26 protein-coding genes are annotated in these 24114 nt (G+C 70.5%); 17 read left to right on the top strand and 9 right to left on the bottom strand.

Annotated elements, in window-relative coordinates; all coding sequences use genetic code 11:
* The first annotated feature begins 167 nt into the window (after positions 1-167).
* The 5 genes from VF557_01520 (at position 168) to VF557_01500 (ending at position 4737) form a co-directional block, all read left to right on the top strand.
* Complete coding sequence (locus tag VF557_01520; protein ID HEX8078868.1) at positions 168-914, top strand: (Fe-S)-binding protein; 747 nt, start codon at positions 168-170, stop codon at positions 912-914.
* Positions 911-2395, top strand: a complete 1485-nt coding sequence (locus VF557_01515) for a LutB/LldF family L-lactate oxidation iron-sulfur protein (GenBank protein HEX8078867.1) — start codon at positions 911-913, stop codon at positions 2393-2395. The genes VF557_01520 and VF557_01515 overlap by 4 nt, the downstream gene beginning before the upstream one ends.
* Positions 2395-3087 (top strand): LUD domain-containing protein, encoded by a 693-nt coding sequence (locus VF557_01510; protein HEX8078866.1) that lies wholly within the window; start codon positions 2395-2397, stop codon positions 3085-3087. Before VF557_01515 ends, VF557_01510 begins: the two co-directional genes overlap by 1 nt.
* Before the next feature lie 139 nt (positions 3088-3226).
* Entirely contained in the window at positions 3227-3577 is a 351-nt protein-coding gene (locus VF557_01505; GenBank protein ID HEX8078865.1) for a bifunctional 3-phenylpropionate/cinnamic acid dioxygenase ferredoxin subunit, read from the top strand.
* Complete coding sequence (locus VF557_01500) at positions 3574-4737, top strand: FAD/NAD(P)-binding oxidoreductase (protein ID HEX8078864.1); 1164 nt, start codon at positions 3574-3576, stop codon at positions 4735-4737. Before VF557_01505 ends, VF557_01500 begins: the two co-directional genes overlap by 4 nt.
* 165 nt (positions 4738-4902) lie before the next feature.
* Here VF557_01500 and VF557_01495 read toward each other — a convergent pair whose 3' ends face one another.
* The gene (locus VF557_01495; GenBank protein HEX8078863.1) at positions 4903-5088 is read right to left on the bottom strand and encodes a hypothetical protein; all 186 of its coding nucleotides are present in this window, start codon (positions 5086-5088) and stop codon (positions 4903-4905) included.
* 133 nt (positions 5089-5221) lie between these two features.
* Between VF557_01495 and arsB the strand changes: the two genes are divergently transcribed.
* The 3 genes from arsB to VF557_01480 all read left to right on the top strand — a co-directional run bounded on the left by arsB (position 5222) and on the right by VF557_01480 (position 7599).
* On the top strand, positions 5222-6310 hold the full coding sequence (gene arsB / locus VF557_01490) for an ACR3 family arsenite efflux transporter (GenBank protein HEX8078862.1): 1089 nt from the start codon (positions 5222-5224) through the stop codon (positions 6308-6310).
* Entirely contained in the window at positions 6307-6708 is a 402-nt protein-coding gene (locus tag VF557_01485; protein ID HEX8078861.1) for an arsenate reductase ArsC, read from the top strand. Before arsB ends, VF557_01485 begins: the two co-directional genes overlap by 4 nt.
* 168 nt (positions 6709-6876) lie before the next feature.
* Positions 6877-7599, top strand: a complete 723-nt coding sequence (locus VF557_01480) for a hypothetical protein (protein HEX8078860.1) — start codon at positions 6877-6879, stop codon at positions 7597-7599.
* Between the two features lie 76 nt (positions 7600-7675).
* On the opposite strand, the gene VF557_01475 is transcribed toward VF557_01480, so the two are convergent.
* Entirely contained in the window at positions 7676-7879 is a 204-nt protein-coding gene (locus tag VF557_01475; protein HEX8078859.1) for a DUF2945 domain-containing protein, read from the bottom strand.
* A 102-nt stretch (positions 7880-7981) separates the two neighbouring features.
* Between VF557_01475 and VF557_01470 the strand changes: the two genes are divergently transcribed.
* A complete protein-coding gene (locus VF557_01470; GenBank protein ID HEX8078858.1) occupies positions 7982-8320 on the top strand; it encodes a hypothetical protein in 339 nt (112 codons plus the stop codon).
* Between the two features lie 86 nt (positions 8321-8406).
* On the opposite strand, the gene VF557_01465 is transcribed toward VF557_01470, so the two are convergent.
* Together VF557_01465 and VF557_01460 are read right to left on the bottom strand one after the other, a co-directional pair.
* A complete protein-coding gene (locus VF557_01465) occupies positions 8407-10062 on the bottom strand; it encodes a catalase (GenBank protein HEX8078857.1) in 1656 nt (551 codons plus the stop codon).
* Positions 10059-10514, bottom strand: coding sequence for a transcriptional repressor (locus VF557_01460; GenBank protein ID HEX8078856.1), 456 nt, complete (start codon positions 10512-10514; stop codon positions 10059-10061). Before VF557_01460 ends, VF557_01465 begins: the two co-directional genes overlap by 4 nt.
* Before the next feature lie 90 nt (positions 10515-10604).
* On the opposite strand from VF557_01460, the gene VF557_01455 reads away from it, so the two are divergent.
* From VF557_01455 to VF557_01440, 4 genes are all read left to right on the top strand, one after another.
* On the top strand, positions 10605-10994 hold the full coding sequence (locus tag VF557_01455) for an ankyrin repeat domain-containing protein (protein HEX8078855.1): 390 nt from the start codon (positions 10605-10607) through the stop codon (positions 10992-10994).
* 74 nt (positions 10995-11068) lie between these two features.
* Positions 11069-12427 carry a DUF4157 domain-containing protein gene (locus VF557_01450; protein HEX8078854.1) on the top strand — a complete coding sequence of 453 codons (1359 nt, stop codon included), beginning with the start codon at positions 11069-11071 and terminating at the stop codon, positions 12425-12427.
* Positions 12428-12514: 87 nt separating this feature from the next.
* On the top strand, positions 12515-13006 hold the full coding sequence (locus tag VF557_01445) for a MarR family transcriptional regulator (GenBank protein ID HEX8078853.1): 492 nt from the start codon (positions 12515-12517) through the stop codon (positions 13004-13006).
* Positions 13003-14385, top strand: coding sequence for an MFS transporter (locus VF557_01440; protein HEX8078852.1), 1383 nt, complete (start codon positions 13003-13005; stop codon positions 14383-14385). The genes VF557_01445 and VF557_01440 overlap by 4 nt, the downstream gene beginning before the upstream one ends.
* Here VF557_01440 and VF557_01435 read toward each other — a convergent pair.
* Complete coding sequence (locus VF557_01435; protein ID HEX8078851.1) at positions 14354-14842, bottom strand: NUDIX domain-containing protein; 489 nt, start codon at positions 14840-14842, stop codon at positions 14354-14356. The genes VF557_01440 and VF557_01435 overlap by 32 nt on opposite strands.
* Positions 14843-14895: 53 nt before the next feature.
* Between VF557_01435 and VF557_01430 the strand changes: the two genes are divergently transcribed.
* On the top strand, positions 14896-15639 hold the full coding sequence (locus VF557_01430; GenBank protein ID HEX8078850.1) for a sulfite exporter TauE/SafE family protein: 744 nt from the start codon (positions 14896-14898) through the stop codon (positions 15637-15639).
* On the opposite strand, the gene VF557_01425 is transcribed toward VF557_01430, so the two are convergent.
* On the bottom strand, positions 15633-16898 hold the full coding sequence (locus VF557_01425; protein ID HEX8078849.1) for an MFS transporter: 1266 nt from the start codon (positions 16896-16898) through the stop codon (positions 15633-15635). The genes VF557_01430 and VF557_01425 overlap by 7 nt on opposite strands.
* Before the next feature lie 116 nt (positions 16899-17014).
* Between VF557_01425 and VF557_01420 the strand changes: the two genes are divergently transcribed.
* The 3 genes from VF557_01420 (at position 17015) to purB (ending at position 20514) form a co-directional block, all read left to right on the top strand.
* Positions 17015-17575: a TIGR00730 family Rossman fold protein gene (locus VF557_01420; GenBank protein HEX8078848.1), complete on the top strand. Its 561-nt coding sequence runs from the start codon at positions 17015-17017 to the stop codon at positions 17573-17575.
* Positions 17576-17747: 172 nt separating this feature from the next.
* Positions 17748-19226, top strand: coding sequence for an adenylosuccinate synthetase (locus VF557_01415; GenBank protein HEX8078847.1), 1479 nt, complete (start codon positions 17748-17750; stop codon positions 19224-19226).
* Complete coding sequence (gene purB / locus VF557_01410; protein HEX8078846.1) at positions 19201-20514, top strand: adenylosuccinate lyase; 1314 nt, start codon at positions 19201-19203, stop codon at positions 20512-20514. The genes VF557_01415 and purB overlap by 26 nt, the downstream gene beginning before the upstream one ends.
* On the opposite strand, the gene VF557_01405 is transcribed toward purB, so the two are convergent.
* From VF557_01405 to VF557_01395, 3 genes are read right to left on the bottom strand one after another with little or no spacing between them, the layout of a single operon-like run.
* Positions 20467-21318 (bottom strand): inositol monophosphatase, encoded by an 852-nt coding sequence (locus VF557_01405; GenBank protein HEX8078845.1) that lies wholly within the window; start codon positions 21316-21318, stop codon positions 20467-20469. The two genes, purB and VF557_01405, sit on opposite strands and share 48 nt — an antisense overlap.
* A 10-nt stretch (positions 21319-21328) precedes the next feature.
* On the bottom strand, positions 21329-22558 hold the full coding sequence (locus tag VF557_01400; GenBank protein ID HEX8078844.1) for an MFS transporter: 1230 nt from the start codon (positions 22556-22558) through the stop codon (positions 21329-21331).
* Positions 22555-24081 carry a GMC family oxidoreductase gene (locus VF557_01395; protein ID HEX8078843.1) on the bottom strand — a complete coding sequence of 509 codons (1527 nt, stop codon included), beginning with the start codon at positions 24079-24081 and terminating at the stop codon, positions 22555-22557. The genes VF557_01400 and VF557_01395 overlap by 4 nt, the downstream gene beginning before the upstream one ends.
* Between the last annotated feature and the right edge of the window lie 33 nt (positions 24082-24114).

The raw sequence follows: 24114 nt of genomic DNA, 5'->3' as shown, positions 1-24114 counted from the left end.
TCAATCTAGGCACTCGGCAGCAAAATGGGAACCCCCAGAAGTAGACGATCGCAACCAGCCGAAGCCCGCAAATCGAAGGCCGGTGCAGCGGGCGATGGGGTAGCCGCTGAAGCAGGCCGAGGTATCGTCCCGGCTCGTACGGGCAGGCTTCGGAAGAAAGGCCGTCGATGAGAGTCGCACTGTTCGCGACCTGCTTGGTGGACGGTCTGTTTCCCGACGTCGCCCGGGCGACGGTGCGACTGCTGAGGCGGTTGGGACACGAGGTGGTCTTTCCGCGGGAGCAGTCCTGCTGCGGTCAGATGCACCTGAACACCGGTTACTCGGCTGCGGCGCTGCCGCTGATCCGTCGCCAGGCGCGGGTGTTCGCCGACTTCGAGGCGATCGTGGCGCCGAGCGGGTCGTGCACCGGCTCGATCCGGCACCAGCACGCCGACACCGCCCGCCGGTTCGGCGACGAAGCGCTGGCCGTCGCCGCCGAGGCGGTCGCGGCGCGGACCTACGAGCTGTCGGAGTTCCTGGTCGACGTCACCGGTGTCACCGATGTGGGCGCGCACTTCGCGCACCGGGTCACCTACCACCCGACCTGCCACTCGTTGCGGCTGCTGCGGGTCGGTGACCGGCCGATGGCCCTGCTGCGCGCCGTCCAGGACATCGAACTCGTCGAACTGGCCGCCGCGGACTCCTGCTGCGGCTTCGGAGGGACCTTCGCCATGAAGAACAGCGCGGTGTCCTCGGCGATGCTGGCCGACAAGGTGGCGGCCGTCCAGGCCAGCGGCGCGACGGTGTGCTCGGCAGGGGACTCCTCGTGCCTGATGCACATCGGCGGCGGGCTGTCCCGGTTGCACGTCGGCGCCCGCACCCTGCACCTGGCGCAGATCCTGGCCAGCACCCGGTCAGAGCCGGCGCTGGTATGACGGTCGCCGGCAAGACGTATCTGGGGATGCCGACCGCCCCACCCGGCGTGGGCCAACTGCGCGGTGACGAGTCGTTTCCGGACGCGGCCGAGACGGCGCTGGCCAACGGCCAGCTCCGACGCAACCTGGCCAACGCCACCAGCACCATCCGCGCCAAGCGGGCCGCGGTGGTGGCGGAAGTGCCGGACTGGCAGGAGTTGCGGGCCGCCGCCGCGGCGGTCAAGGACGACGTGCTGGCTCACCTGGACAGCTACCTGGTGCAGCTCGAGGCGCGCGTCACCGAGCGGGGCGGGGTGGTGCACTGGGCGCGTGACGCCAACGAGGCGAACCGGATCGTCACCGAACTGGTCGCGGCCACAGGCTCGCGCGAGGTCGTGAAGGTCAAGTCGATGGCCACCCAGGAGATCGGCCTGAACCAGGCGCTGGAAGAAGCCGGCATCCTCGCGTTCGAGACCGACCTGGCCGAGCTGATCGTGCAGCTGGGCGATGACCGGCCGAGCCACATCCTGGTCCCCGCGATCCACCGGAACCGGACCGAGATCCGCGACATCTTCCTGTCCGAGATGGCCGGTGTCGACTGCGGCCTGACCGATGACCCGGCCGCGCTGGCCGAAGCTGCCCGCCGCTACCTGCGCGAGAAGTTCCTGACCACCAAGGTGGCGATCAGCGGCGCCAACTTCGCGATCGCCGACACCGGCACCCTGATGGTCGTCGAGTCCGAAGGCAACGGCCGGATGTGCCTGACGCTGCCCGACACCCTGATCACCGTGATGGGCATCGAGAAGCTGCTGCCCAGCTTCACCGATCTGGAGGTGTTCCTGCAGTTGTTGCCCCGCTCCTCCACCGGTGAGCGGATGAACCCCTACACCTCGATGTGGACCGGGGTGCATCCCGGCGACGGGCCCCAGGAGTTCCACCTGGTGCTGCTGGACAACGGCCGCACCGCGACGCTGGCCGACGAGCGGGGGCGTGCCGCCCTGCGATGCATCCGGTGCTCGGCGTGCCTGAACGTCTGCCCGGTCTACGAGCGCACCGGCGGCCACGCCTACGGCTCGGTGTATCCCGGCCCGATCGGAGCGGTGCTGTCCCCGCAGCTCACCGGGGTGGCCGACAACCCGAGCCTGCCGTTCGCCTCCACGCTGTGCGGGGCGTGTTACGACGTCTGCCCGGTGGCCATCGACATCCCGAAGATGCTGGTGCACCTGCGCGAGCGGGTCAACCAGGACAAGGCCACCAGCCATCGGCTGCCCACTCCCGAGTCGGCAGGCATGGCGGCAGCGTCCTGGGCGATGCGGGGTCACCGGCGCTGGACGTGGTTGCTGCGGGCCGCCCGGCTGGGCCGGCTGGCTCGGCTGTCCCGGCTCAGCAGGTCCGCGGCCGGCCGCCGGCTGCTGCCGCCGCCGCTGTCGGCCTGGGTCAGCTCCCGGGACCTGCCGGCCCCGCCGGCGCAGTCGTTCCGCGATTGGTGGGCCGAGCAGTGATGACGGCCCGCGACGAGGTGCTGGCCAGGATCAGCACCGCCCTGGGCCGGGCTCGCGGCGAGGCGCCTGGCGAGATCTCCGGCGCCGCGGCGATCCCGCGGCGCTACCGCCGGGCCGGCGCGACGGCCGCGGGCGAGGGCGTGCCGGCCGGTGTCGGGCATCAGGCCGAGTTGGTGGAGCTGCTGGTTGACCGGCTGGTCGATTACCGCGCCACCGTCACCCGAAGCGAGCCGGCCGGTGTCGCGGACGTGCTGGCGCAGCGGTTGGGTCAGCACCGCATCGATTCGGTGCTGGTTCCCGACGGCTTTCCCGAAGAGTGGCTGGGCGCCGTCAGCGCCGAGCGCCGCACCGATGACGCGCTGACACCGGCCCAACTGGACGGGATCGACGGCGTGCTGTGCACCGGCACGCTCGCCATCGCCGAGACCGGCACCATCGTGCTCGACTCCGGACCGGGTCAGGGCCGCCGAGCCCTGAGCCTGGTGCCGGACTACCTCCTCATCGTGCTCACCAGCGATCAGATCGTCGCCGGCGTGCCCGAGGCGGTGGCCCGGCTGGACTCCGGGCGGCCACTCACCTGGATCAGCGGTCCCAGCGCGACCAGCGACATCGAGCTCAACCGCGTCGAGGGGGTGCACGGTCCGCGCACGCTCGACGTGATCCTGATCCAGGCCGCTCGTCCCGGCTTCTGAGGTGGGCAGGTCGCTGGGCTTGTCACGTGCTGGCTCGCACGTGGTGCTTATCACGTAGTGCGTACTTGGTTGTGTGTGGCGCAAAGCGGAATCTAGGCTCGCGGTGGCTGTTCGCTGCCCAGGACCTGAGGTGGGAAAGATGATCCGAGTCTGCTCGCTCGCCGAACTGCCGGCCGGCGAAGTGCTGCGGTTGGAGATGAGCCCGGCGATCTCGATCTTTCACACCCAGGACGGCGAGCTCTTCGCCGTCGATGACACCTGCACCCATCAGAAGGCCTCGCTGGCCGACGGCTGGGTGGAAGGCTGCGAGGTGGAGTGCCCCATACACTCCGCCATCTTCAACCTGCGCACCGGCGAGCCGGACGGCTCGATGACCACCGAGCCGCTGCGCACCCATCAGGTGAGCGTCTCCGACGGCGACATCTACCTCACCGTCTCCAGCGAGCCGACGGCCGAGCAACCGGGGACCGCGCTGCCCACCGGACCGTGAAGCGGGTCGCCGTCGTCGGTGGGTCGTTGGCGGGTCTGTCGGCGGCCCGGGCGCTGCGCAAGCAGGGCTACGACGCCGGCCTGGTGTTGATCAGCGATGAGACCAGGCCACCCTATGATCGGCCGCCGCTGTCGAAGTCCTTTCTGGCCGGCGAGGTAACCGAGGCCGAGATCGGCCTGCTGAACGCGGGGGAAACCCTGGACGCCGACTGGCGGACCGGTGTCGCTGCCACCGGCCTGCACCCGAGCCGTGGCACTGTCGCGCTGTCCGACGGCGCCGAACTGGCAGTCGATGCGGTGGTGATCGCCACCGGCGCCCGGCCCCGGCTGCCCTGGCCGCAACTGCCGGACGGCGTCCAGGCGCTGCGCACCCTCGACGACGCGCTGGCCTTGCGCGCCAGGTTGCGGCCCGGCGCCCGGCTGGTCGTCGTCGGGGCCGGGTTCATCGGCGCCGAGGTCGCTGCCACGGCCCGCGCCCTCGGCCTGGACGTCACGGTCGTCGAAGCCTTGCCGACGCCGCTGAGCGCCGCGCTGGGAACCGAATTCGGTGCGGTGGTCGCGGGTTTGCACACCGCTCACGGCGTGCGGCTGCTGTGCGGCGTCGGTGTCAGCCGGCTGATCGGTCACCAGCAGGTCGAGGCGGTGGAGCTCGCCGACGGTCGCACCGTGCCGGCTGACGTGGTGCTGCTCGGGGTCGGCGTCCAACCCAACGTCGAGTGGCTGGCCGGTTCGGGCCTGACCATCGCCAACGGGGTTCGCTGCGACGCCTACGGGGCAACCGGCCTTCCCAACGTCGTCGCCGTGGGTGACTGCGCCAGCTGGTACGAGCCTGAGCTGGGCGCGCACCACCGGCTCGAGCACTGGACCGGCGCTCGGGAGCGGGCCGCCATCGCGGCGAGCTCGCTGCTGTCCGGTGGTCAGCAGAAGGTTTCGGACCGCCCGCCCTACTTCTGGTCCGATCAGTACGGGATCACGGTGCAGCTCGCCGGGCGCACCGCGGGCGCTGACTCGGTCACGGTCGAGGAGGGCTCTGCCGCCGACTACGACTTCCTGGCGGTCTACCGGCGAGGTGGCCGGCCGATCGCGGTGCTGGCGCTGGGGCATGGCCGCTCTTTCATGCGCTGGCGCAAGCAGCTGGCTGCGTCTGCGGCGGTGCCGTGATGTCAGCGACCGGCGCCCGCAAGGCGTCGGCCAGGCCGGCGAGCGCGCTGTCGATGACGCGGTAGTAAGCCCACTTGCCACGCTGCTCGCGGCTGAGCAGGCCGGCGTCGACAAGCTGCCTCATATGGTGTGACACGGTCGGCTGGGTCAACCCGACCGGATCGGTCAGGTCGCAGATGCAGGCCTCGCCGCCCGATGAGCGGCGATCAGCGAGAGCAGCCGTACCCGGGTGGGATCACCGAGTGCCTTGAAGATCCGAGCCAGCCGCTCGGCCTCGGCCACGCCGAGCACGCCGCCGGTCACCGGGCTGTGGCAGTCAGCCAGGTCCAGCGGCGGTACCGAAGTCGTCATGCTCCCGAGTATGTCAAACATTGACAATTATCGATACGTTGACCATAGTCATTCATCGAGTTTCATCTATCTGAAAGGCCGGATCCATGGCAGAACCAAGGCGTGCCGCGCTCGTACGGGCCCGCAAGCCCGCATGAGTGGCCTCGACCTGGCTCCGGGTCCGCCGGACTCGGCGCAGGTGGTGAACCGGCTGTCGATACTGGACCGGTTTCTGCCGGTGTGGATCGTCGCGGCGATGGCGCTCGGCCTGGGCGCGGGCCGGGCCGTGCCCTCGCTGGCCGATCACCTGGACAGCGTTCAGATCGGCTCGGTGAGCCTGCCGATCGCGATCGGCCTGCTGCTGATGATGTATCCGGTGCTGGCCAAGGTGCGCTACGGCGAGCTCGGCCGGGTCACCGGCGACCGGCGACTGCTGGTCAGCTCGCTGGCGCTGAACTGGATTGTGGGACCCGCGCTGATGTTCGCCCTGGCCTGGTTGCTGCTGCCGGACCTGCCGGCCTACCGGACCGGCCTGATCATCGTCGGCCTGGCCCGGTGCATCGCGATGGTCCTGATCTGGAACGACCTGTCCTGCGGTGACCGCGAGGCCGCCGCCGTGCTGGTCGCCATCAACTCCGCGTTCCAGGTGCTGGCCTTCGGCCTGCTGGGCTGGTTCTACCTGCGGGTGTTGCCGGGTTGGCTGGGTCTGCCGGGCGCCGAGGCGCACTTCTCGCTCAGCACCATTGTGGTGTCGGTTCTGGTGTTCCTCGGCATCCCGCTGGCCGCGGGTTACCTGACCCGAACGCTGGGGGAGCGCGCCAAGGGCCGGCAGTGGTTCGAGACCCGGTTCCTGCCCAAGGTCGGCCCGCTTGCCCTGTACGGGTTGCTGTTCACCGTGGTGGTGCTGTTCGCCTTGCAGGGAAACACGATCACCGCCCGGCCGTGGGACGTCGCCAGGATCGCGCTGCCGCTGCTGGCGTACTTCGCGATCATGTTCGCCGGCTCGTTCGCCCTGGGTCACCGATTGAAGTTGGGCTACCCCAAGACGGCCACGCTGGCCTTCACCGCGGCCGGCAACAACTTCGAGCTCGCGATCGCCGTCTCGATCGGCGTCTTCGGTGTCACCTCGGGCCAAGCCCTGGCCGGCGTGGTCGGGCCGTTGATCGAGGTGCCGGTGCTGGTGGCGCTGGTGTACGTGTCGCTGTGGTTGGGCCGCAGGATGACTGCCAGGAGTGCCGGATGAGCGCCACGCCAGAAGTGCTGTTCGTCTGCGTTCACAACGCCGGACGTTCGCAGATGGCCGCGGCGCTGCTCGAACATCACGCCGCCGGCCGGGTGCGGGTCCATTCGGCGGGTTCGAGCCCGGCCGACCGGCTCAATCCGGCCGTCCTCGAGGTCATGGACGAGATCGGGATCGACCTGTCCGCGCGCTCGCCCCAGCGGCTGAGCGAGCAGGCCGTGCAAGCCGCCGACGTGGTGGTCACCATGGGCTGCGGAGACGCCTGCCCGGTCTTTCCGGGCAAGCGCTATCTCGACTGGGAGCTTCAGGATCCGGCCGGTCTGCCACCTGATGACGTGCGCCTGATCCGCGACGACATCGACCGGCGGGTCCGCGCCCTGCTTCAGGAGCTGGCCGGCTAGGCGCGGTTTCACTGCTCGGCTCGTGCTGTCGCTGCTCCGCTCGTCCTGTGCGGCTAGGGGGTAGAGCAGCGACAAAGAAGTGACCCAGGCCACAGAAATGCGAGGCTTGCCCTTGTCGTCACCGATGCTCGACCACTGGGCGGATCGGTGCTTCATGGGAGGCAACGCATGCAGAGCCGCAGTCTGTACCAGGTGCTGGCCGCGGCTCGATCTGACGGATCACCGGCGCTGATGGTCGACGTCAAGTGCCGTTCACCGCGTGACGGCGAGCTGATCTCCAGTGAGCGGTTGGAGTCCTACGTCTGCGCGCTGGTCGGCGGCGGGGTGGACGCCCTGTCGACCCCTACTGATCCGGTTTACTTCGACGGCAGCATCGAGACCGCTCGCAAGATCCGCGAGCTGTCCCCGGTTCCCTTCATGCGTAAGGAGTTCTTCGCCGCCGTCGATCAGATGGACGAGTCCCTCGAAGCCGGGTTCGACGCGGTGCAGCTCACCCTCAGCAGCTTCATCGACCCGGCCTTGTTCGCCGCGATGAAGGCCCGTGCCGAGGAGCTGGGCCTGGAGGTGGTCATCGGGGTGCACAACCTCCAGCAGCTGAAAAAGGCTGTGGAATTCGGAGCGATCGCCATCAGCATCAACTGCCACGGCGTCGCGGCGCTGAGGATGGAAGGCCGGTCGGCCAGCTATGGCCAGGTGCTGGCCAGCATGGCCCCGCAGGACGTGCTGGTACTGCTGGAAAGCGCGTTCAGCTGCCGGCGCGACATCGAAGGCGCGGCCAAGGCAGGTGCTGACGGTGTGCTGATGGGAACCACCATCGCCAAGAGCAGCGACCCGGTCGGGATGCTGCGCTCGTTCCGGACACCGGCCGAATCCTGGCGGGCCAGCGTCTGAGCCGGGGCCAGCGCCTGAGCCGGGCCAGCGCGCCTGGAGCCGGGGTCACCGCCCGAGCCGGTCAGCGCCAAGCCGGTCAGCCGGGATTCAGCGAGGACTGCTTGTGGGCCGCGGTGGCGCCGGACTTGTCCGACTCGACGATCCAGTACGGCTCGTCCGGTGAGGCGTTGAACTTTTGGCCGGCGTGGCTGAACGGCGCCGTCTTCTTCTCCACGGCGTGTCCCTGGGTGAGCCCTTGCGAGGTGTTCCAGGTGACCCGGTCACCTTTGCTGATCGCCATCAGTCCACCGTACAAGCCGGCCCGACCTGCTCGGCAGGACTGCCGGACCTGAGCGGCGGGCCGCAAGCAGCGGCAAGGGGCGCCGGATGAGAGAGTGACGTCATGACGCATCTACCGACCTGGACCTACCAGGGATCCGTGCCCTTCAACGGCGACCTGTCCATCCTCGAGTCGAGGCTGCACTCCGGCCGGGTCGAGGCGGCCGAACTCGGATACACGGCCGAGCCGGAGAGCATCGACACCGAAGAGGTGATGTTGAGCCACCCGGACGGCGATCCGGACACCGACCTGCTGACGGCCGAGCAGGCTGACACGGCCGGCATCAAGTTCAATCCCACGATGCTTCGATACCGGATGGTGTGGGCCAGCGAGGGTGCTCCCGAGGGCGACGGAGCCCACGACGGCAGCCGGAACGGCCTCAGCGACCCGGCCGGCGGCTGAGCACTCCCGCGCTGCCGAAGGGCCGCCCCGCGCGTTGAGCGTGGGACGGCCCTTCACCGTCAGGGCGGCCGCTGTGCAGCCGACCCCTAGAGGGTGACCTGCTCGTTCGGCACGCAGTGGGTCATGACCAGCCCGGTCACGTCGCGCGAGCCGTTCTTGCCCAGGTTCGCCAGCCGCTCCTTCTCGGCGTCGGTCAGCGTCTGGCTCTGCAACGGCGGCAGGTGCCGGACGTCGTCGGCGGAGATGCCCAGCCCCTCGCCGACCCGGCGGCCGTACTCGTCCTCGCAGAGGAACAGGTGCCAGACCATCCGCTCCTGGATCGCCCGGTCGCACTGGCTGAGCGCGCCCACCAGGTTCGCCACCAGGTCGTCCTGCTCCCACTGCTCGGACAGCAGGAACCGCTCGCCGGCCTGGCGGTAGTCATCGGTGCGCGGAATCCGCTTGCGGGTCAACCGCCCGACGATCTCAGGGCCCTGCTCGTCGTGGCTCGGGTAGGTCGCCTCGCGCAGCCCGCCGGTGATCGAGGGCTCGTAATTGACGTGCGGGTTCTGACCGGCCTGATCCTGGTAGTAGGCCATCTGGCCGTCACGCTGGTTGGTGTGCACCTTGGCGTGCTTGGCCTGGTTGACCGGCAACTGCAGGTAATTCGGGCCCACCCGGTAGCGCTGGGTGTCGCTGTAGCTGAACGTCCGTCCGACCAGCATCTTGTCGTCGCTGAAGTCCAGGCCGTCGACCAGCACGCCGGTGCCGAACGCGATCTGCTCGCTCTCGGCGAAGAAGTTCTCCGGAATGCGGTTGAGCACCATCTTGCCGATCGGCTTGAGCGGGAAGTCGTTCTCCGGCCAGACCTTGGTGTCATCGAGGGGATCCCAGTCCAGCTCGGGGTGGTCATGGTCGTCCATCAGCTGCACGTGCAGCTCCCACTCCGGGTACTCGCCGCGCTCGATGGCGTCGTAGAGGTCCTTGGTGTGGTAGCCGAGTTCCTGGGCCTGCAGCTGGGCAGCGGTCTCGGCGGTCAGCGACTTCACGCCCTGCTTGGGGATCCAGTGGTACTTGACCAGCTTGGTGTCGCCGGCTGCGTTGACCCACTTGTAGGTGTTGACGCCGAAGCCCTGCATGGTGCGGTACGAGGCCGGGATGCCGCGCGGGCTGAACACCATGGTCAGCATGTGCATGGATTCGGGGGTCTGGCTGATGAAGTCGAAGACCCGGTTGGGGACCTGCCGCTCGAAGTTCACCGGGTCGGGTTTCTGGGAGTGGATGAAGTCGGGGAACTTGACGGCGTCGCGGATGAAGAAGACCGCGAGGTTGTTGCCGACCAGGTCCCAGTTGCCGTCCTCGGTGTAGAGCTTCACCGCGAAGCCGCGCGGGTCACGGGCCAGCTCGGAGGAGTCCCGGCCGCCTGCCACCGTCGAGAACCGGATCGCCAGCTCGGTCTTCTTCCCCTGCTCCTGAAAGAGCTTCGCCCGGGTGAAGTCGGCGATCGGCTCGCCGCCCAGGCTGCCGTAGGCCTCGAAGTAACCGAAGGCGGTGGCGCCGCGGGCGTGCACGACCCGCTCGGGAATGCGTTCGCGGTCGAAGTGACTGATCTTCTCCAGGAACTGGTAGTTCTCCAGGGTCGCCGGGCCGCGGGCGCCGACGGTGCGCTGGTTCTGGTTGTCGAAGACCGGATGGCCTTGGCGGTTGGTGAGGATCGGTCGGCTGTCGCCTTCGACGGATCCCTGTGAGGCCACGTCTGTCATGCAATCTCTCCTTCTTCGGGTGGGAGCGGGGATGCTGTTGTGCAGTGCATGCACTCTCCCCACCAGGTGATCTCGGCTTCGTCGATCACGAAGCCCTTGCTGATCGGCAGATCCAGGCAGGGCGCCTGACCGACTGCGCAGGCGACGTCGGAGATCCGGCCGCAGGACCGGCAGACCAGATGGTGATGGTTGTCGCCGGCCCGCAGTTCGTAGCGCGTTGCCGACCCGGCTGGTTCGATGCGGCGCACCAGGCCCACCCGGGTCAGATCGTCGAGCACGTTGTAGAGCCCTTGCCGCGAGACTTCGGAGAAGCTCTCCACCGGCAAGCCGGCGACGCGCGAGGCGATCTCGGCCGCGGTGGCATGCGCCGCGCCTTGCAGGGCGCCCAGGACGGCCCGGCGCTGGGCGGTGACCCGCAGGCCCGCCTGCCGCAGAGCAACGGAGGAGTCCATCAATTCAGCTTCGTACCTATTCTTGATCGAGTCAAGTTAACCTCGTGATCGAGTCAAGGATGTGCTGAATGGCCGTTCTAGACTTGGCCCATGCCCGAGGCGTTGAGCGATGAGGAGATCGGCTTCCTGCTGGAGGTGCTCGATGTGGCCCGGCACGGCCGGACCGAGCGGCTGGGCGAACTGCTCGACGCCGGTGTGCCGGTCAACCTCACCAACGCCGCGGGGGACTCCCTGCTGATCCTGGCCGCCTACCACGGCCAGCCCGAGACGGTCCGGCTGCTGCTGGACCGGGGCGCTGACACCGCCCGGGTGAACGACCGCGGCCAGACCGCGCTGGCCGCGGCGGTGTTCGGCCAGGACGCCGGCATCGTCGAGGCGTTGCTGGCAGCCGGGGCCGATCCCCACCACGGCGGCCGGTCGGCCGTGGAGGTCGCCCGGTTCTTCGAGCTGGAGGAGATGCTGCGGCTGCTGCAGGCTTGACCGAATCAGGCCGCCGGCGAGCCGAAGCCTGGTAGCTTCGACACCTCACGTGAAGTTTATGTTGGGAGTCGACTATGCGTGCCCCGCACCGCGCTCGAAAGCCACGATCGGCCACCACTGACACCGACGGTCAGCGGCAGGACGCTGCGCCGCAGGGCGATCGTCCCGGCTCGGCGGCGATCGCGGTCCCGGGGTTGGCGCTGCCGGTGCAGCGACTGGCTGTCGGCGCCGTCGGTGACCCGATGGAGCTGGAGGCCGAGCGGGTCGCCGACTCGGTGGTCCAGACCCTGCGGCGACGTCATGATGAGGCCGAGGCGCCCGACGTCCGCCGCGACGTGGTGGGCGCGCTTCGCCGCCAGGCCGGTCACCAGCACCCGATCGGCGCCGAGGGCGGTGAGCTGTCCGAGCACACCGCGCAGCAGCTGGCCTCGGCCTCCTCCGGTGGTTCGGCCCTGCCGGCCGCGCTGCGGGGTGAACTGGAATCAGCCCTGGGCGCGGACCTGTCCGCCGTCCGGTTGCACGCCGGCAGCGAGTCCCGCGAGCTCAACCGGTCGATGTCGGCGGTGGCGTTCACCCATGGCCAGGACATCCACTTCCGGGACGGCATCCCCGACGCCGGCACCGACAGCGGCCTGCACCTGCTGGCCCACGAACTCACCCACACCGTGCAGCAGGGCGCTCCGGCGCTGTCGCGGGCCCTCGCGGACCCGGCGGTCCCACAGATCAGCCGGTTCACCGACGCCACCATCCGGCGGGCGCCGGTTCCGACCTTCACCGGGCTGGCTCCCCGGGCCCACGGGGCTCCGATCCCGGTGTACGCCCACCGGCCACCCTGGTTGCGGGGCGGGCATGGCGAGGCCGGCACGGTGCGCGCCGAGGTCGCCGCGACCGTCCGGTCGGTGATGCTGCCCGCCCCGATGTTCGGTGATCCGGCCGAGCCCGGCTACCAGTGCCAGCTGTGCGGCCGGTGGGCGGTGCTGGAGGCGATGAGCGTCGATCACATCACCGACTGGCGGGAGTTCTGCGCCCCGGCCACGGATCACCAGGAGTTCGAGGAGCGATACCACGAGGTGTCCAACCTGCAGCTGGTGCACAACAACTGCAACTCCAGCAAGAACGCCTCCGACCTCTTCGACTGGTGGCGCACGCAGGAGGGCCAGAACCGGCTGCAGCCGCTGGTCATCCAGCGCATCATCCGGGCCCTGGAGCGGCTCTTCGACCAGCACGGCGTGGACTGGATCTCAGAGATCCCGGTGCACCAGCGGGCCGCGGTGATCTCCGGGATCGTCCGGCAGAGCAGCGGAAACGCCTTCGAGCACCTGATGGGCAACGGCAAGATCGCCGACGCGATGGGCGGCTGGGACAAGGGTGGCGGTGGCGGTGGCGACGGCCCGAATCCCGATGACGACAGCAACTCCTCGATGAGCGACTGAGCGTGCCGCGCTGGGGCCCTGGCTCGTCCTCGTAAACCCGCCTCGCCAGGTGTATGCTTGCCGATAGGCAAGTATTGAGGCGGGCGAATGCACGACGAGCAGGGCAAGGCACAGTTCGGCAGCGAGGACGTCGACCGGTTGCGGATCGCGCTGGCGCGGATCTCGCGATTGGTGGATCGGCAGGTCTCCGGCGACGGGATGACCCGTACCCAGCTTTCGGTGCTGGCCACCGTCGCCAAGCTCGGCCCGCTGGGCATCAGCGAACTGGCCGACATCGAAGGGCTGAACCCGACCATGCTGTCGCGGGTGCTCGGCAAGCTGGAGGCCGACGGGCTGGTGTCGCGGGCGGCCAGCGAGGCCGACCGGCGCGCGATGCGGGTGCAGACCACCCCGGCCGGACGGTCACTGCACCAGCGCCTGCGCCGCCAGCGCAGCCAGCTGTTCGCCGAGCGGCTGACCGGACTGAGTGCCGAGCAGGCCAGCCGGCTGCTGGCGGCGCTGCCCGCGCTGGAGACGCTGGCCGAGCAGCTCAGCCGGCCCCAGCCTCACCGGCCGCAGCCGGCCAAGGCAGGCCGGTGACGAGCTTCGCCGGAGCGAGCCGGCAGACCTTCGCCGCACTGGCCAATCCCAACTACCGGCGCTTCTTCAACGGCCAGGCCATCTCCCAGATCGGCACCTGGATGCAGACCGTGGCGCAGGCCTGGCTGGTGCTGCAGCTGACCGGCTCGGCCACCGCGCTCGGCCTGGTGGTCGCCCTGCAGACCCTGCCGGTGCTGCTGCTCGGGCCCTACGGCGGGCTGGTCGCCGACCGGGTCGACAAGCGCCGGCTGATGATGGCGCTGCAGGCGAGCATGGGCGTGCTGGCCCTAGCACTCGGCGTGCTGACCGTCACCGACCAGGTGCGGCTGTGGCAGGTCTACCTGCTGGCGGTGCTGCTCGGGCTGAACACCTGCTTCGAGAATCCGGCCAGGCAGGCCTTCGTGCTCGAGATGGTCGGCCCGGCCGACGTGCGCAACGCCGTCAGCCTGAACTCGGTGCTGGTCAACGTCGCCCGCGCGGTCGGCCCGGCGCTGGCCGGCGTCATCATCGCCACCGGCGGCCTGGGGGTCTGCTTCCTGCTCAACGCGCTCAGCTTCGTGGCCGTGGTCGTCTCGCTGGCCACCCTGGACACCTCGACGCTGCGGCCGGCGCCGCCGGCCAGCCGGACCCCCGGCCAGCTGCGCGAAGGCTTCCGCTACGTCCGGCGCACGCCGGCATTGGCCGTTCCGCTGGCGATGATGGCCCTGATCGGCTGCCTGACCTACGAATTCCAGGTCATCCTGCCGGTGGTCGCGAAGCAGACCTTCGGCGGCGGGCCGCAGGTGTACGGCTTCATGACGGCGGCGATGGGCTTCGGCGCGGTGCTGGGCGGGCTCTGGGTCGCCGCTCGGGGCCGGGTCGGCATCAGGTCGCTGGTCAACTCCGCCGCCGTGTTCGGAATCCTGATCGCCGCGGCAGCCGCGGCGCCGACGCTGCCCCTGGAACTGCTCGCGCTCACCCTGGTGGGCGCGGCCAGCGTCGGCTTTCTGGCCAAGGGCAACAGCACCCTGCAGTTGGCGGCCGAGCCCGGCATGCGCGGCCGGGTAATGGCCCTGTGGGCGGTCGCCTTCCTGGGCTCCACGCCGATCGGCGGACCGATCGCCGGTGCGGTGAGCGAGCAGTTCGGCGGTCGGGCCGGCCTGGCACTCAGCGCGGCGGCCTGCCTGCTGGCAGCCGGGCTGGGCGCGCTGGTGCTGCGTCGGCTCGATCCGGCGGCGGCCGGTAGCGGGCAGCCGGGTGTTGCCGAGCAGGTGGCCGATCCCGAGCAGCCCGAGCAAGTCGGACAGCCCGAGCAGCCCGAGCGGCCCGAGCGGCCCGAGCGGCCCGAGCGGCGAGCTGACGTCCCGGTTACCCCGGTTCGGCGCGACCGCGCGGCGTGAGCAGGTGCTCGGCCAACCGGTCCAGGAACTGCCGCTGGCTGGTGATCAGCCGGTCCCGGGCCAGCTCCGGCTCGCACCAGGCCAGCCGGTCGAGCTCCGGAAACCGCTCGAGCCGCCCGGAGCCGCGGGGCCACTCCATCTCGAAGCTGCCCAGCACCACCTGATCGAGGTCCAGGTCGGCCTCGGCGGCCCAGGCGGTGACCTGCTTGCCGCCGCTCTGCCGCACGACGCCGAGTTCGATGAACTCCGCCTCGGGCACCGGCAGCCCCAGCTCCTCGGTGAACTCGCGCCGGGCCGCGTCCAGCGCGGTCTCGTCCGGGCCGTACTCGCCTTTCGGGATCGACCAGGCGGCTGTCTCGCGCCGGCTCCAGAGCGGCCCGCCGAGATGGCCGATCAACACCTGCAGGTGCGGTCGCCGGCGAAACAGCAGGATCCCGGCACTGCGCTTGGCTGCCATGCCTGGATTCTGGCAGCTCGGATTCCGGCCGGCTCATGAGAGGCTGACCCTCGATGTCCGGCTATGAGTTCCCGCTGCTGCTGCTTGCCGGGGTCGCCGCCGGCCTGGTCGGAGCGGTGACCGGCCTGGCGTCGGTGATCAGCTATCCGGCGCTGCTGGCCACCGGGTTGAGCCCGGTGATCGCCAACGTCACCAACACCGTCGCGCTGGTCTTCAGCGGATTGGGCGCGACCCTGGGTGGGCGCCCGGAGCTGCGCGGGCAGGCCGGTCGGATGCGCAGGCTGGGAGTGGCGGCCACGCTGGGCGGCGCGTGCGGGGCGCTGCTGCTGCTGTTGACGCCGGCGGCCGCCTTCGAACGGGTGGTTCCGGTGCTGATCGGCTTCGCCTCGCTGTGCGTGCTGCTCCCCCGGCCGCGGGTCCAACGGCACCACTCCGGCTCGGACGCGCGGTGGGTGGTGGCCGGCGTGTTCGCGGTCTCGGTGTACGGCGGCTACTTCGGCGCCGCGTCCGGGGTGCTGATGCTGGCCCTGTTGCTGAGCGCCACCACCGAATCGCTGCCGATCAGCAACGCCATCAAGAACGCCGTGCTGGCGCTGGCCAACGGGATCGCGGCAGTGGGCTTCATCTGCTTCAGTGACGTCCGGTGGCTGGCGGTGCTGCCGCTGGCCATCGGCTTCTTCGCCGGTGGCTGGCTCGGCCCGCTGGTGGTCCGCCGGGTGCCGGTTCGCCCGCTCCGGCTGCTGATCGCCACGGCGGGCCTGCTGGTCGCCGTCCGGCTCGGGCTGCAGGCCTACTGAGCAAGCCGCCCGGCCGGCCGGCTGAGCTGGTCGTCGACGAAGTCCGGACGGGCCGCGTACCAGCCGGTGGCGGCTGATCCGAGCACCGCGAGGATCAACAGCACCAGCGGCCAGGTCCAGCTGTCGGAGACCCCGAGCAGGACGCCGACCAGCAGCGGGCCGGCTCCCGCGAGCAGGTAGCCGATGCCCTGGACGAACGCCGACAACGCCGCGGTGGTCGCGATCTGCCGCGAGCGCAGCCCGATCATCGTCAGAGCCAGTGGGAACATCCCGCCGCTGATGCCGCCGAGCAGCATCCACAGCCAGGCGCCGGCGACCGGCGCGGTGAGCATTCCCAGGTAGGAGATCAGGCCGGCGGCCGACAGCACGACCACGATCAGGCGCTGACCGCGCACCGCCAGGGCCGGGATGGCCATCGACACCGGAATCGACAGCGCCGCGTAGAAGGCCAGCAGCAACCCGGCTTCGGTGGCATCGAGGTTGTGGTGCCGGAAGAAGTCGGTGAACCAGCCGAAGGCGATGTAGGCCTGGAAGGACTGGGTGCCGAACATCAGCACCAGCGCCCAGGCGAGCTTGCTGCGCAGCAACCAGCTCAGCGGAACCCGGTCCGGCTGGCTGGCCGGATCCGGCCGGTCCCCGGCCAGCATCGGCAACCACGGCAGCACCGCGACGGCAGACAGCAACGCCCAGGCGCCGATTCCGAACCGCCAGCTCTGCCCGCCCAGCTCGGCCAGCGGCGCGGTGAAACCGGCCGAGGCGGTCAGGCCGAGCGCCAGCGAGGTGGTGTAGACGGCCGTCATGGTCCCGATCCGGTCGGGAAAGTGCCTCTTGACCAGCGCCGGCAGCAGCACGTTGGCGATGGCGCCGCCGGTGAGGGCGAGCATGCTCAACACCGCGAACATCCAGACGCTGCCGGCGACCGCCCGCAACACCAGGCCGGCCGTGGTGGCCAGCAGCGCGGCTGCCACCAGCCGGTGCTCACCGAAGCGATGAGCCAGCCTCGGGCCGAGAAAGCCGATGCCGGCAAAGGCGATCACCGGCAGCGTGGTGATGATCCCCGCGGCCGAGGACGAGGCGTGCAGGCCGCGTTCGAGGTCGGTCAGCACCGCTCCGACGCTGGTGACCGCGACCCGCATGGTGAGGCCGGTGAGCACGATGGCGGCCACGATCAGCCAGCGGCGCCGGTCAGCCGGCGGGCTGCCTTCGACGGTGCTCTCGCCGAGGTCGAGTTCGGTGGAGTCGAAGGCAGACGTGGTCACAGTAGTGGCCAACCACCCGGCCGCCTCGCGGCATTCCCATCGTGACGGGAGCCTCTTCCCGGCAGGACCAACCCACCTTCTTGGCTGTTCGACGGCACTGCTGGAAGGATGCCGGAGTGGCTATTCATCGGATCTGCGTGTTTTGCGGTGCCAGCGCCGGGGCTTCCACCGAGTACGTGTCGCAGGGCTACGCACTGGGCGCCGAGCTCGGCCGCCGCGGGCACGGGCTGGTCTATGGCGCGGGCGGCGTCGGCGTGATGGGCGCGGTCTCCGACGGAGCGCTGTCGACCGGCGGCGAGGTGATCGGCGTGATCCCGCAGGCCCTGATGGACCGGGAGTACGGGCGGCTGGATCTCAGCGACCTGCGGGTGGTGGCCACCATGCACGAGCGCAAGGCCATCATGCACGAGCTGGCGGACGCCTTTCTGGTGCTGCCCGGCGGCCTGGGGACGCTGGAGGAGATGTTTGAGACCCTGACCTGGTCACAGCTGGGGCTGCAGCACAAACCGCTGGTGGTGCTCAACATCGGGGGCTACTACACGCCGCTGCGCAACCTGCTCGCGCACGCGGTCGCCGAGGGGTTCATGACCCCGGCGGACCAGGCACTGGTGCACTTCGCCGATACCGTGGCCGAGATCTGGCCGGCGCTGCGGTTGGCCGAGGCCCGGCCGGCCTGAGCGGATACGCCAGCGTAGCCAGGGCATCCGTCCGTTTTAATTCGTTCCAAGCATTATGGACGGTAAGCGACGTATATGCGATGCTGTGCTCACTTCGCGCGGGTGTTCCAGTGCCCGCGGCCCGCGCGTAGCAGTCCGCCCACCACGGCCGAGGCACTAGTGGGGATGTCATGTGAACACCGTTGCCACCCCGGCCGCGCTCGAGGATGCCGAAGGCTCGGTGCTCTCGCTGCACGGCGTGCGGCTCATCCGACAGGCCCGCCACGACGAGACGCTGGCGAAGCTGTCGGCGCTGGACATCTCGGTGCCCCCGGTGCAGCACGTCACCTGGGTCGGCGACCTGCAGCAGGGTGACGGCGGCAAGGGGGCCATGGCCGACCGGTTGGGCCTGTCGCACCAGCTCATCGTCCGGACCCAGGGCGGTGACAACGCCGGGCACACCACGGTATTCGCCTCCAGCAGCGGCCAGAACGTGGTGCTGAAGAACCACATCGTCCCGTCGGGCCTGCGACACCCCGGCTGTATCGGAGTGCTGGGCAACGGCGTGCTGCTCAACGCCGAGCGGCTCTCCGACGAGCTGGCCGCCTTCGCCCAGCACGTCCCGGACATCGCCAACCGGGTGCTGGTCAGCTCGCGGGCGCACCTGGTGCTGCCACTGCACCGGTTGGTGGACGGCTACCAGGAAGATCTCAAACGGCTGTCCGCGGACGAGATCGGCACCACCCACCGCGGCATCGGCCCGGCCAACGTCAGCAAGGTCAACCGCATCGGGATCCGGGTCGGGGACCTGCGTGACATGGCGCTGGTCGAGCAACGGCTGCGCGCCAACGTCGAGTTCTTCCATCTCGAGCCGTTCCTGGTCAAGCAGAACCTCGAGTGGCTGGTCGGCTATCGCCAATTGCTGCTGTCACTGGCCACCGACTCGCGCCGGCTGATCAACACCGCGGTCGCCGAAGGCTATTCGGTGCTGTTCGAGGGCGCCCAGGGGCCGCTGATCGACCTCGAGCACGGCATCTACCCCTACGTGACGACCTCGCCGACCGCGATCTACTCGGTCTGCAGCGGCAGCGGGGTGGACCTGAGCAGCCTGACCTGCCGGGTCGGCGTGCTGAAGCTGTACCAGACGATGGTGGGCAACGGGGCGTTCGTCTCGGAGGACCACGGACAGCTCGGCGACCGGTTGCGGCGGATCGGGGACGAGGTGGGCACCACCACCGGACGCCCGCGGCGGTGCGGGTGGCTGGACCTGGTGCACGCGCACTGGGCGGTCGGGCTGAACCAGTACACCAGCGTGGTGCTCACCAAGCTCGACGTGCTCGACGACTTCGACGAGATCGGGGTCTGCGTCGCCTACGAGCGCAACGGCACGATCCTGGCGCACTTCGAGCCCGAGCACCAGGCGCTGATGGAGTGCACGCCGGTTTACCGTTACTTCCCCGGCTGGAACAGCTCCACCACAGGGTTGGACAGTTACGACCAGCTGCCCGAGCGCGCCAGGCAGCTGATCGACTTCATCGGCCAGTACCTCGGGGTCGACATCAGCGGCGTCACCAAGGGCCCCCGGGACAGCGACATCCTGGTTCCGCCGGCCTCGGAGCTGGTCCCGATGCTTGCCGGTCCCGCTCGTGCCGGACCGGCCCGTGCTGGATAGGTACACCTCGCCCGAGATGGCGGCGATCTGGTCGGATCAACGCACCCTGGCGCTCTGGCGTGAGGTAGAGCTGGCGGTGCTGGAGGCCTGGACGCACGCCGGGGCGGCCACCGCCGCGACGCTGGCCGCCGCCCGGGCCGTTCCGGCGCCGTCGCCCCGCGAGGTCGCCGAGGAGGAACGCCGGACCCGCCATGACGTGGTGGCCTTCGTCAACGTCTGGACCGCGCCGATGCCTTCGGCGGTCGCCAGGTGGGTGCACCGCGGGGTGACCAGTTCTGACATCGTCGACACCGCCACCGGGCTGCGGCTGGCCCAGGTCAGCGATCTGCTGGTGACAGCGGCTGACCGGCTGGTCGCGGTGCTGCGCGATCACGCGCTGGCCCACCAGCGCACCGTCCAGGTCGGACGCACCCACGGCCAGCACGCCGCGCCGACCGTGTGGGGGTTGCGGGTGGCCGACTTCGCCTTCGCGGTGGCCCGCTGCCGCGACCGGCTGGCCGAGGCCCGCGGCTCGGTAGCGGTGGCCAAGATTTCGGGGCCGGTGGGCAGCTATGCCGGCCTCGGCCCGGACCTCGAGCAGCGGGTGGCCAGCGCGCTGCGGCTGCTGCCCAGCCCGGTCTCGACCCAGGTGGTGATGCGAGACTCGATCGCGCACTGGATGTCATGCCTGGCGTTGCTGGCAACCGTCTGCGAGGCCATCGCCCTGGAAGTCCGGCACGGCGCCCGCTCCGAGGTGGCCGAGCTCGCCGAGTCCTTCCGCGACGGGCAGGCCGGGTCCTCGGTGATGCCGCACAAGCGCAACCCCGTCACGGCGGAGAAGATCTGCGGCCTGGCCCGGGTGGTGCGCGGCTATGTCAACCCGGTCATGGAGGGCGTGGCGCTGTGGCACCAGCGCGACATCTCCCACTCCTCGGTCGAGCGGGTCTGCCTGCCGGACGCCTCGGCGATCCTGGAGCACCTGCTGAGGAGCACCGCGGAGCTGGTCACCGACCTGGTGGTGGACTCCGACCGGATGCGCGCCAACCTCGCCGCGGCCGGCTCGACCGTGTTCAGCCATGCCGCGCTGGAGATCCTGCTCGACTCGGGACTGGATCGGCAGCGCGCCTACGCCCTGATCCAGAACCGCGCGCACGCCGGCGCCAACGGCTCGTTGCTGACCTCGCTGCAGGCCGCGGCGCTGGCTGACGGCATCGACATCCCGCCCGGCCGCTGGGCCGCGATCACCGACCTGGACCGGGAGCTAGCCGAGGTCGGGGCGGTGTTCGACCGGTTGCGGAGTCTGCGCTGAGCAGCCGGCCAGCAACAGCTCCGCGAGCTGGGGGTCCGGCGCGACCGCCACCGGCATCGCGTTGCCGCCGGCCAGGTTGAACGGCGCCCCCGCGGCGGTCCGGGTGTGGCCGCCGGCCTCGGCATGCAGCAGCAGCCCGGCGGCGTGGTCCCAGGGCAGCTCCCAGTTCACCACCATCGCCGACCGGCGGCCGGCGGCAAGCTCGACGTAGACCAGGCCCGAGGTGTCGAAGAAGGCGGGGGAGATGCCGGTCAGGAACAGCGCGTTGAAGCGCTCGCGATCCTGCCCGGCCCACCAGCGCGGTTGGGGCAGCGCCACGTCCAGGCCGCGCAGCCCCGGGCCCGGCCGGGCCACCGTGATCGACCGGCCGTTGAGGTAGGCGCCCTGGCCGGCGACGGCGGTGGCGGTCAGTTCCAGCAGCGGGGCGTGGGTCCAGGAAGCCAGCAGCCGGCCGTGCTGGGCCAGCGCGACCAGGGTGGCGAACCGGGGGCTTCCGGTCACGAAGGCCTCGGTGCCGTCGATCGGGTCGATGATCCAGACCGGCGCCGGGCCGTGCAGCGCCTCCAGGCCGGCCGGACTGGCCGCGACCGCCTCCTCGCCGACCACCACCGAGCCCGGCAGCAGGCGCACCAGCAGCTCTGCCAGCGCCAGCTCGGCATCCCGGTCGGCGATCGTGACCACGTCGCCGGGGGACTTCTCCACGATGTCGCCGGCCGCGAGCTGGCCGAAGCGCGGCAGGATCACCTCTGCGGCCACCCGCTGGATCGAGCCGGTGACGAAGGCGAGCTGCGCGGGGCTGAGCACGGGGCGCACGCTACTCGACGACGGCGCCATCGCCGGTCGGCGCGACCTCGCCCCGCAGCGCCACCACCGCCACCAGCAACGCGACGGCCGCGCACAGCGCCGTCAGCAGGAACGAGCCGCGCAGGCCCAGCGTGCCGCCGACGCTCACCCCGGAGATCGACGAGCCGAGCGCGCTGCCGGCCAGGAACAGCGTGGTGACCCAGGCGAAGGCCTCGGTCACGGTGCCGGCCGGGGCATGCCCGGCGATCAGCACGAACCCGCACGCCAGGACCGGCGCCAGGAAGAAGCCGGCGGCGAACATGAAGGCGAACATCAGCGCCGGTGGCGGGGTCAGCGCCAGCGGAAGGTAGGCCAGCGCCATCGCGGCCAGCAGCCAGCGCAACCGGCGGACCCCGTCGCCCCGCCAGCGCCGGGCGCCGTAGAGCAGGCCGCCGACCAGGCCGCCGATCGAGGCGGTGCCGAGCAGGCCGCCGGAGTAGGACTGCGAGCCCGCCTGCTCGGCATAGGCGACCACGACGACGTTGAGCACGCCGATCGAGCTGCCCACCCAGAACATGCTGGCCAGGATCACCACCAGGGTCCGGGACCTCAGCGCGCCGGCCCAGTCCGGGGTGCGGGCCGGCGGTTGCCAGTGGCGGACCGGAGGGAGGCTGACGAACAGCACGGTGCCGATCACCATGGTCGCGCTCAGCACGTACAGCGCGACCTCGGCAGGAAGGACCGCGAACAGCATCACTGCCAGGAACGGCCCGAGAATGTAAAGCAATTCTTGCAGCGAGGTGTCCAGCGCGTACGCCACCTCGATGGTGGCCCGGTCTGTCAGCAAAGTGGACCACAGGCTGCGCAATGCGGGTTCCAGCGGTGGTGAGAGCAGGCCCGCCAGCACCACGCAGCCTTCGACGTAGAGCAGGTTGGCCTCGCCCACGGTGGTGAGCAGGCAGAACCCGGCGGCCGAGCCCAGCCCGGCCGCGGTCAGCACCAGCACCTGGCCGGCCCGGTCGATGGCGCGTCCCAGCACCGGCCCGCCGACGGCCGAGGCCAGCCCGAAGCTGGCGATCACCACCCCCACCTCGGCGAAGGACCGGCCGCTGGCGCGCAGGAACAGCACGATGGCCAGCGTCGCCATGCCGTTGGGTATCCGCCCCAGCAGGTTGGAGCTGATCAGCGCGACGGCATACGGCTGGCTCAGGCAGACCCGGTAGCTGCTCAGCCCGTGATGGGCCTGCGCCGGCACGGTCATCGAAGCTCGGCAACCAGCTGGCCGGCCAGCATCGAGGCCACCGCCAGCACGCTGAGCTGGGTGTTGGCCCGCGGCGTGCTCGGCAGGATCGAGGCGTCCAGCACGAGCAGGTTGTCGAAACCGTGCACCCGGCCCCGGCCGTCGACCACCGCCCCGCGGTCAGGGTCGGTGCCCAGCGCGCAGCTGCCCACCGGGTGCCAGTAGGTGCCCAGCGAGCCGCGCAGCCGAGCCAGGCCCGCCGGGCTGCGATCAGCCAGGTCCGGCGTGCCGTCCACCGCGGCCAGTCCGGCCAGCTCGGGGGTGGCCGCGAGTTCGCCGGCCAGTTCCAGGCCGTCGGCCAGTGCCTGAACGTCATGGCCGTCGGGGTCGGAGAGGTAGTTCTGGTCCGGCTCGGCCTGCCCGTCGCCGCTGAGTCGCACCGTCCCGCGGGAACGGGGCTTCATCAGGAAGGCGGTGATGCCGACCTCGAACTCGCCCGGCGCCCGGGCTCCGAACAGCGGCGCGCCGGCTGTCGGCAACAGGTGCAGGTCCCATTCGCCGGCCGGTGGATCGGTCGAGCACACCGAGGAGGCGGCCTTGAGGGCCACCTGGCTGGCATAGAGCTTTCCGCGTCGCTCGATCTCGGCCAGCGCCTGGCGCAACGCGTCCGAGGCGGTGAGCCGCAGCGTCACCCCGGGATGGTCGGACAGGTTCGCCCCGACGCCGGGCAGCTCGTGCAGCGGGGACACCCCGTCCTCGATCAGCCGCCGCGGATGGCCGATCCCGCTGCGCATCAGCACCGCTGGCGAGCCGAAGGCGCCGGCGGTGAGCACCACCGTCGCGGCCGAGAAGCGCCTGAGCCGCTCACCCTGGCGTACCAGCACACCGGTCACGCGGCCTCCGGTGAAGTCCAGCCGTTGCACGGTGGCCCGATCCAGGATGTCGAGTTCGGGGTCGGCACGGCAGTCGTCCAGGTAGCCGAAGGCGGCGTTCCACCGCAGGTCGCCGACCGCGTTGATCGGCGGCAGGCCGACTCCGGCGCCCGCCGTGCGTGCGGCCAGGTCCTCGACGAGCGGGTAGCCCAGCCGCTGGGCGCCGGCCACGCTGGCGGCGCTCCACAGCGAGGTCTCGTCCTCGGTCACCGGACGGATCCGCAACCGCCGGGCCGCCGCTGCCCGGTGCGGTTCCAGCCCGAGCGCGGTGAAGGACGCGCCGGCCGGGCCGGCGGCCTCGGCCCACTCGTCGTAGTCGCAGTCAGCTCCCCAGGTGTGCCAGCAACCGTTCACGCAGGAGCTGCCGCCGAGCACCCTGCCGCGCCAGGCGTGCGGCGCCGAGCCCGGGTTCCACAGATCCTCTCTGGGCAGCTCCCGCGCGTCGAGGATGCCGGCCGGCCACTCATGACGGCGCGGTCCGTAGTCGGCGCCTGCTTCGATGAGCAGCACGGACAGCCCGGGCAGTTGCTGAGCCGCCGAGGCCAGCACGCATCCCGCGACACCACCGCCCACGATGATCAGGTCGTAGTCGCTCCGCAGCTCTGCGGTCACCGCACGATCCTTTCGCTATCAGGGAGAACCGGG

It is taken from the genome of Jatrophihabitans sp., from assembly GCA_036389035.1.
Taxonomy (GTDB): Bacteria; Actinomycetota; Actinomycetes; order Mycobacteriales; family Jatrophihabitantaceae; genus Jatrophihabitans_A.
The sequence above is the reverse complement of the archived record's forward strand: the minus strand, read 5'-3'. Positions and strand labels throughout refer to the sequence as shown.

Coding starts and splice junctions, on each gene's coding strand:
- arsB (HEX8078862.1), top strand. CDS start 5,222: ATGAGTGGCCTCGACCTGGCTCCGGGTCCGCCGGACTCGGCGCAGGTG.
- VF557_01480 (HEX8078860.1), top strand. CDS start 6,877: ATGCAGAGCCGCAGTCTGTACCAGGTGCTGGCCGCGGCTCGATCTGAC.
- VF557_01460 (HEX8078856.1), bottom strand. CDS start 10,514: ATGGACTCCTCCGTTGCTCTGCGGCAGGCGGGCCTGCGGGTCACCGCC.
- VF557_01505 (HEX8078865.1), top strand. CDS start 3,227: ATGATCCGAGTCTGCTCGCTCGCCGAACTGCCGGCCGGCGAAGTGCTG.
- VF557_01455 (HEX8078855.1), top strand. CDS start 10,605: ATGCCCGAGGCGTTGAGCGATGAGGAGATCGGCTTCCTGCTGGAGGTG.
- VF557_01435 (HEX8078851.1), bottom strand. CDS start 14,842: ATGGCAGCCAAGCGCAGTGCCGGGATCCTGCTGTTTCGCCGGCGACCG.
- VF557_01450 (HEX8078854.1), top strand. CDS start 11,069: ATGCGTGCCCCGCACCGCGCTCGAAAGCCACGATCGGCCACCACTGAC.
- VF557_01470 (HEX8078858.1), top strand. CDS start 7,982: ATGACGCATCTACCGACCTGGACCTACCAGGGATCCGTGCCCTTCAAC.
- VF557_01400 (HEX8078844.1), bottom strand. CDS start 22,558: ATGACCGTGCCGGCGCAGGCCCATCACGGGCTGAGCAGCTACCGGGTC.
- VF557_01465 (HEX8078857.1), bottom strand. CDS start 10,062: ATGACAGACGTGGCCTCACAGGGATCCGTCGAAGGCGACAGCCGACCG.
- VF557_01475 (HEX8078859.1), bottom strand. CDS start 7,879: ATGGCGATCAGCAAAGGTGACCGGGTCACCTGGAACACCTCGCAAGGG.
- VF557_01510 (HEX8078866.1), top strand. CDS start 2,395: ATGACGGCCCGCGACGAGGTGCTGGCCAGGATCAGCACCGCCCTGGGC.
- VF557_01495 (HEX8078863.1), bottom strand. CDS start 5,088: ATGACGACTTCGGTACCGCCGCTGGACCTGGCTGACTGCCACAGCCCG.
- VF557_01485 (HEX8078861.1), top strand. CDS start 6,307: ATGAGCGCCACGCCAGAAGTGCTGTTCGTCTGCGTTCACAACGCCGGA.
- VF557_01430 (HEX8078850.1), top strand. CDS start 14,896: ATGTCCGGCTATGAGTTCCCGCTGCTGCTGCTTGCCGGGGTCGCCGCC.
- VF557_01520 (HEX8078868.1), top strand. CDS start 168: ATGAGAGTCGCACTGTTCGCGACCTGCTTGGTGGACGGTCTGTTTCCC.
- VF557_01445 (HEX8078853.1), top strand. CDS start 12,515: ATGCACGACGAGCAGGGCAAGGCACAGTTCGGCAGCGAGGACGTCGAC.
- VF557_01515 (HEX8078867.1), top strand. CDS start 911: ATGACGGTCGCCGGCAAGACGTATCTGGGGATGCCGACCGCCCCACCC.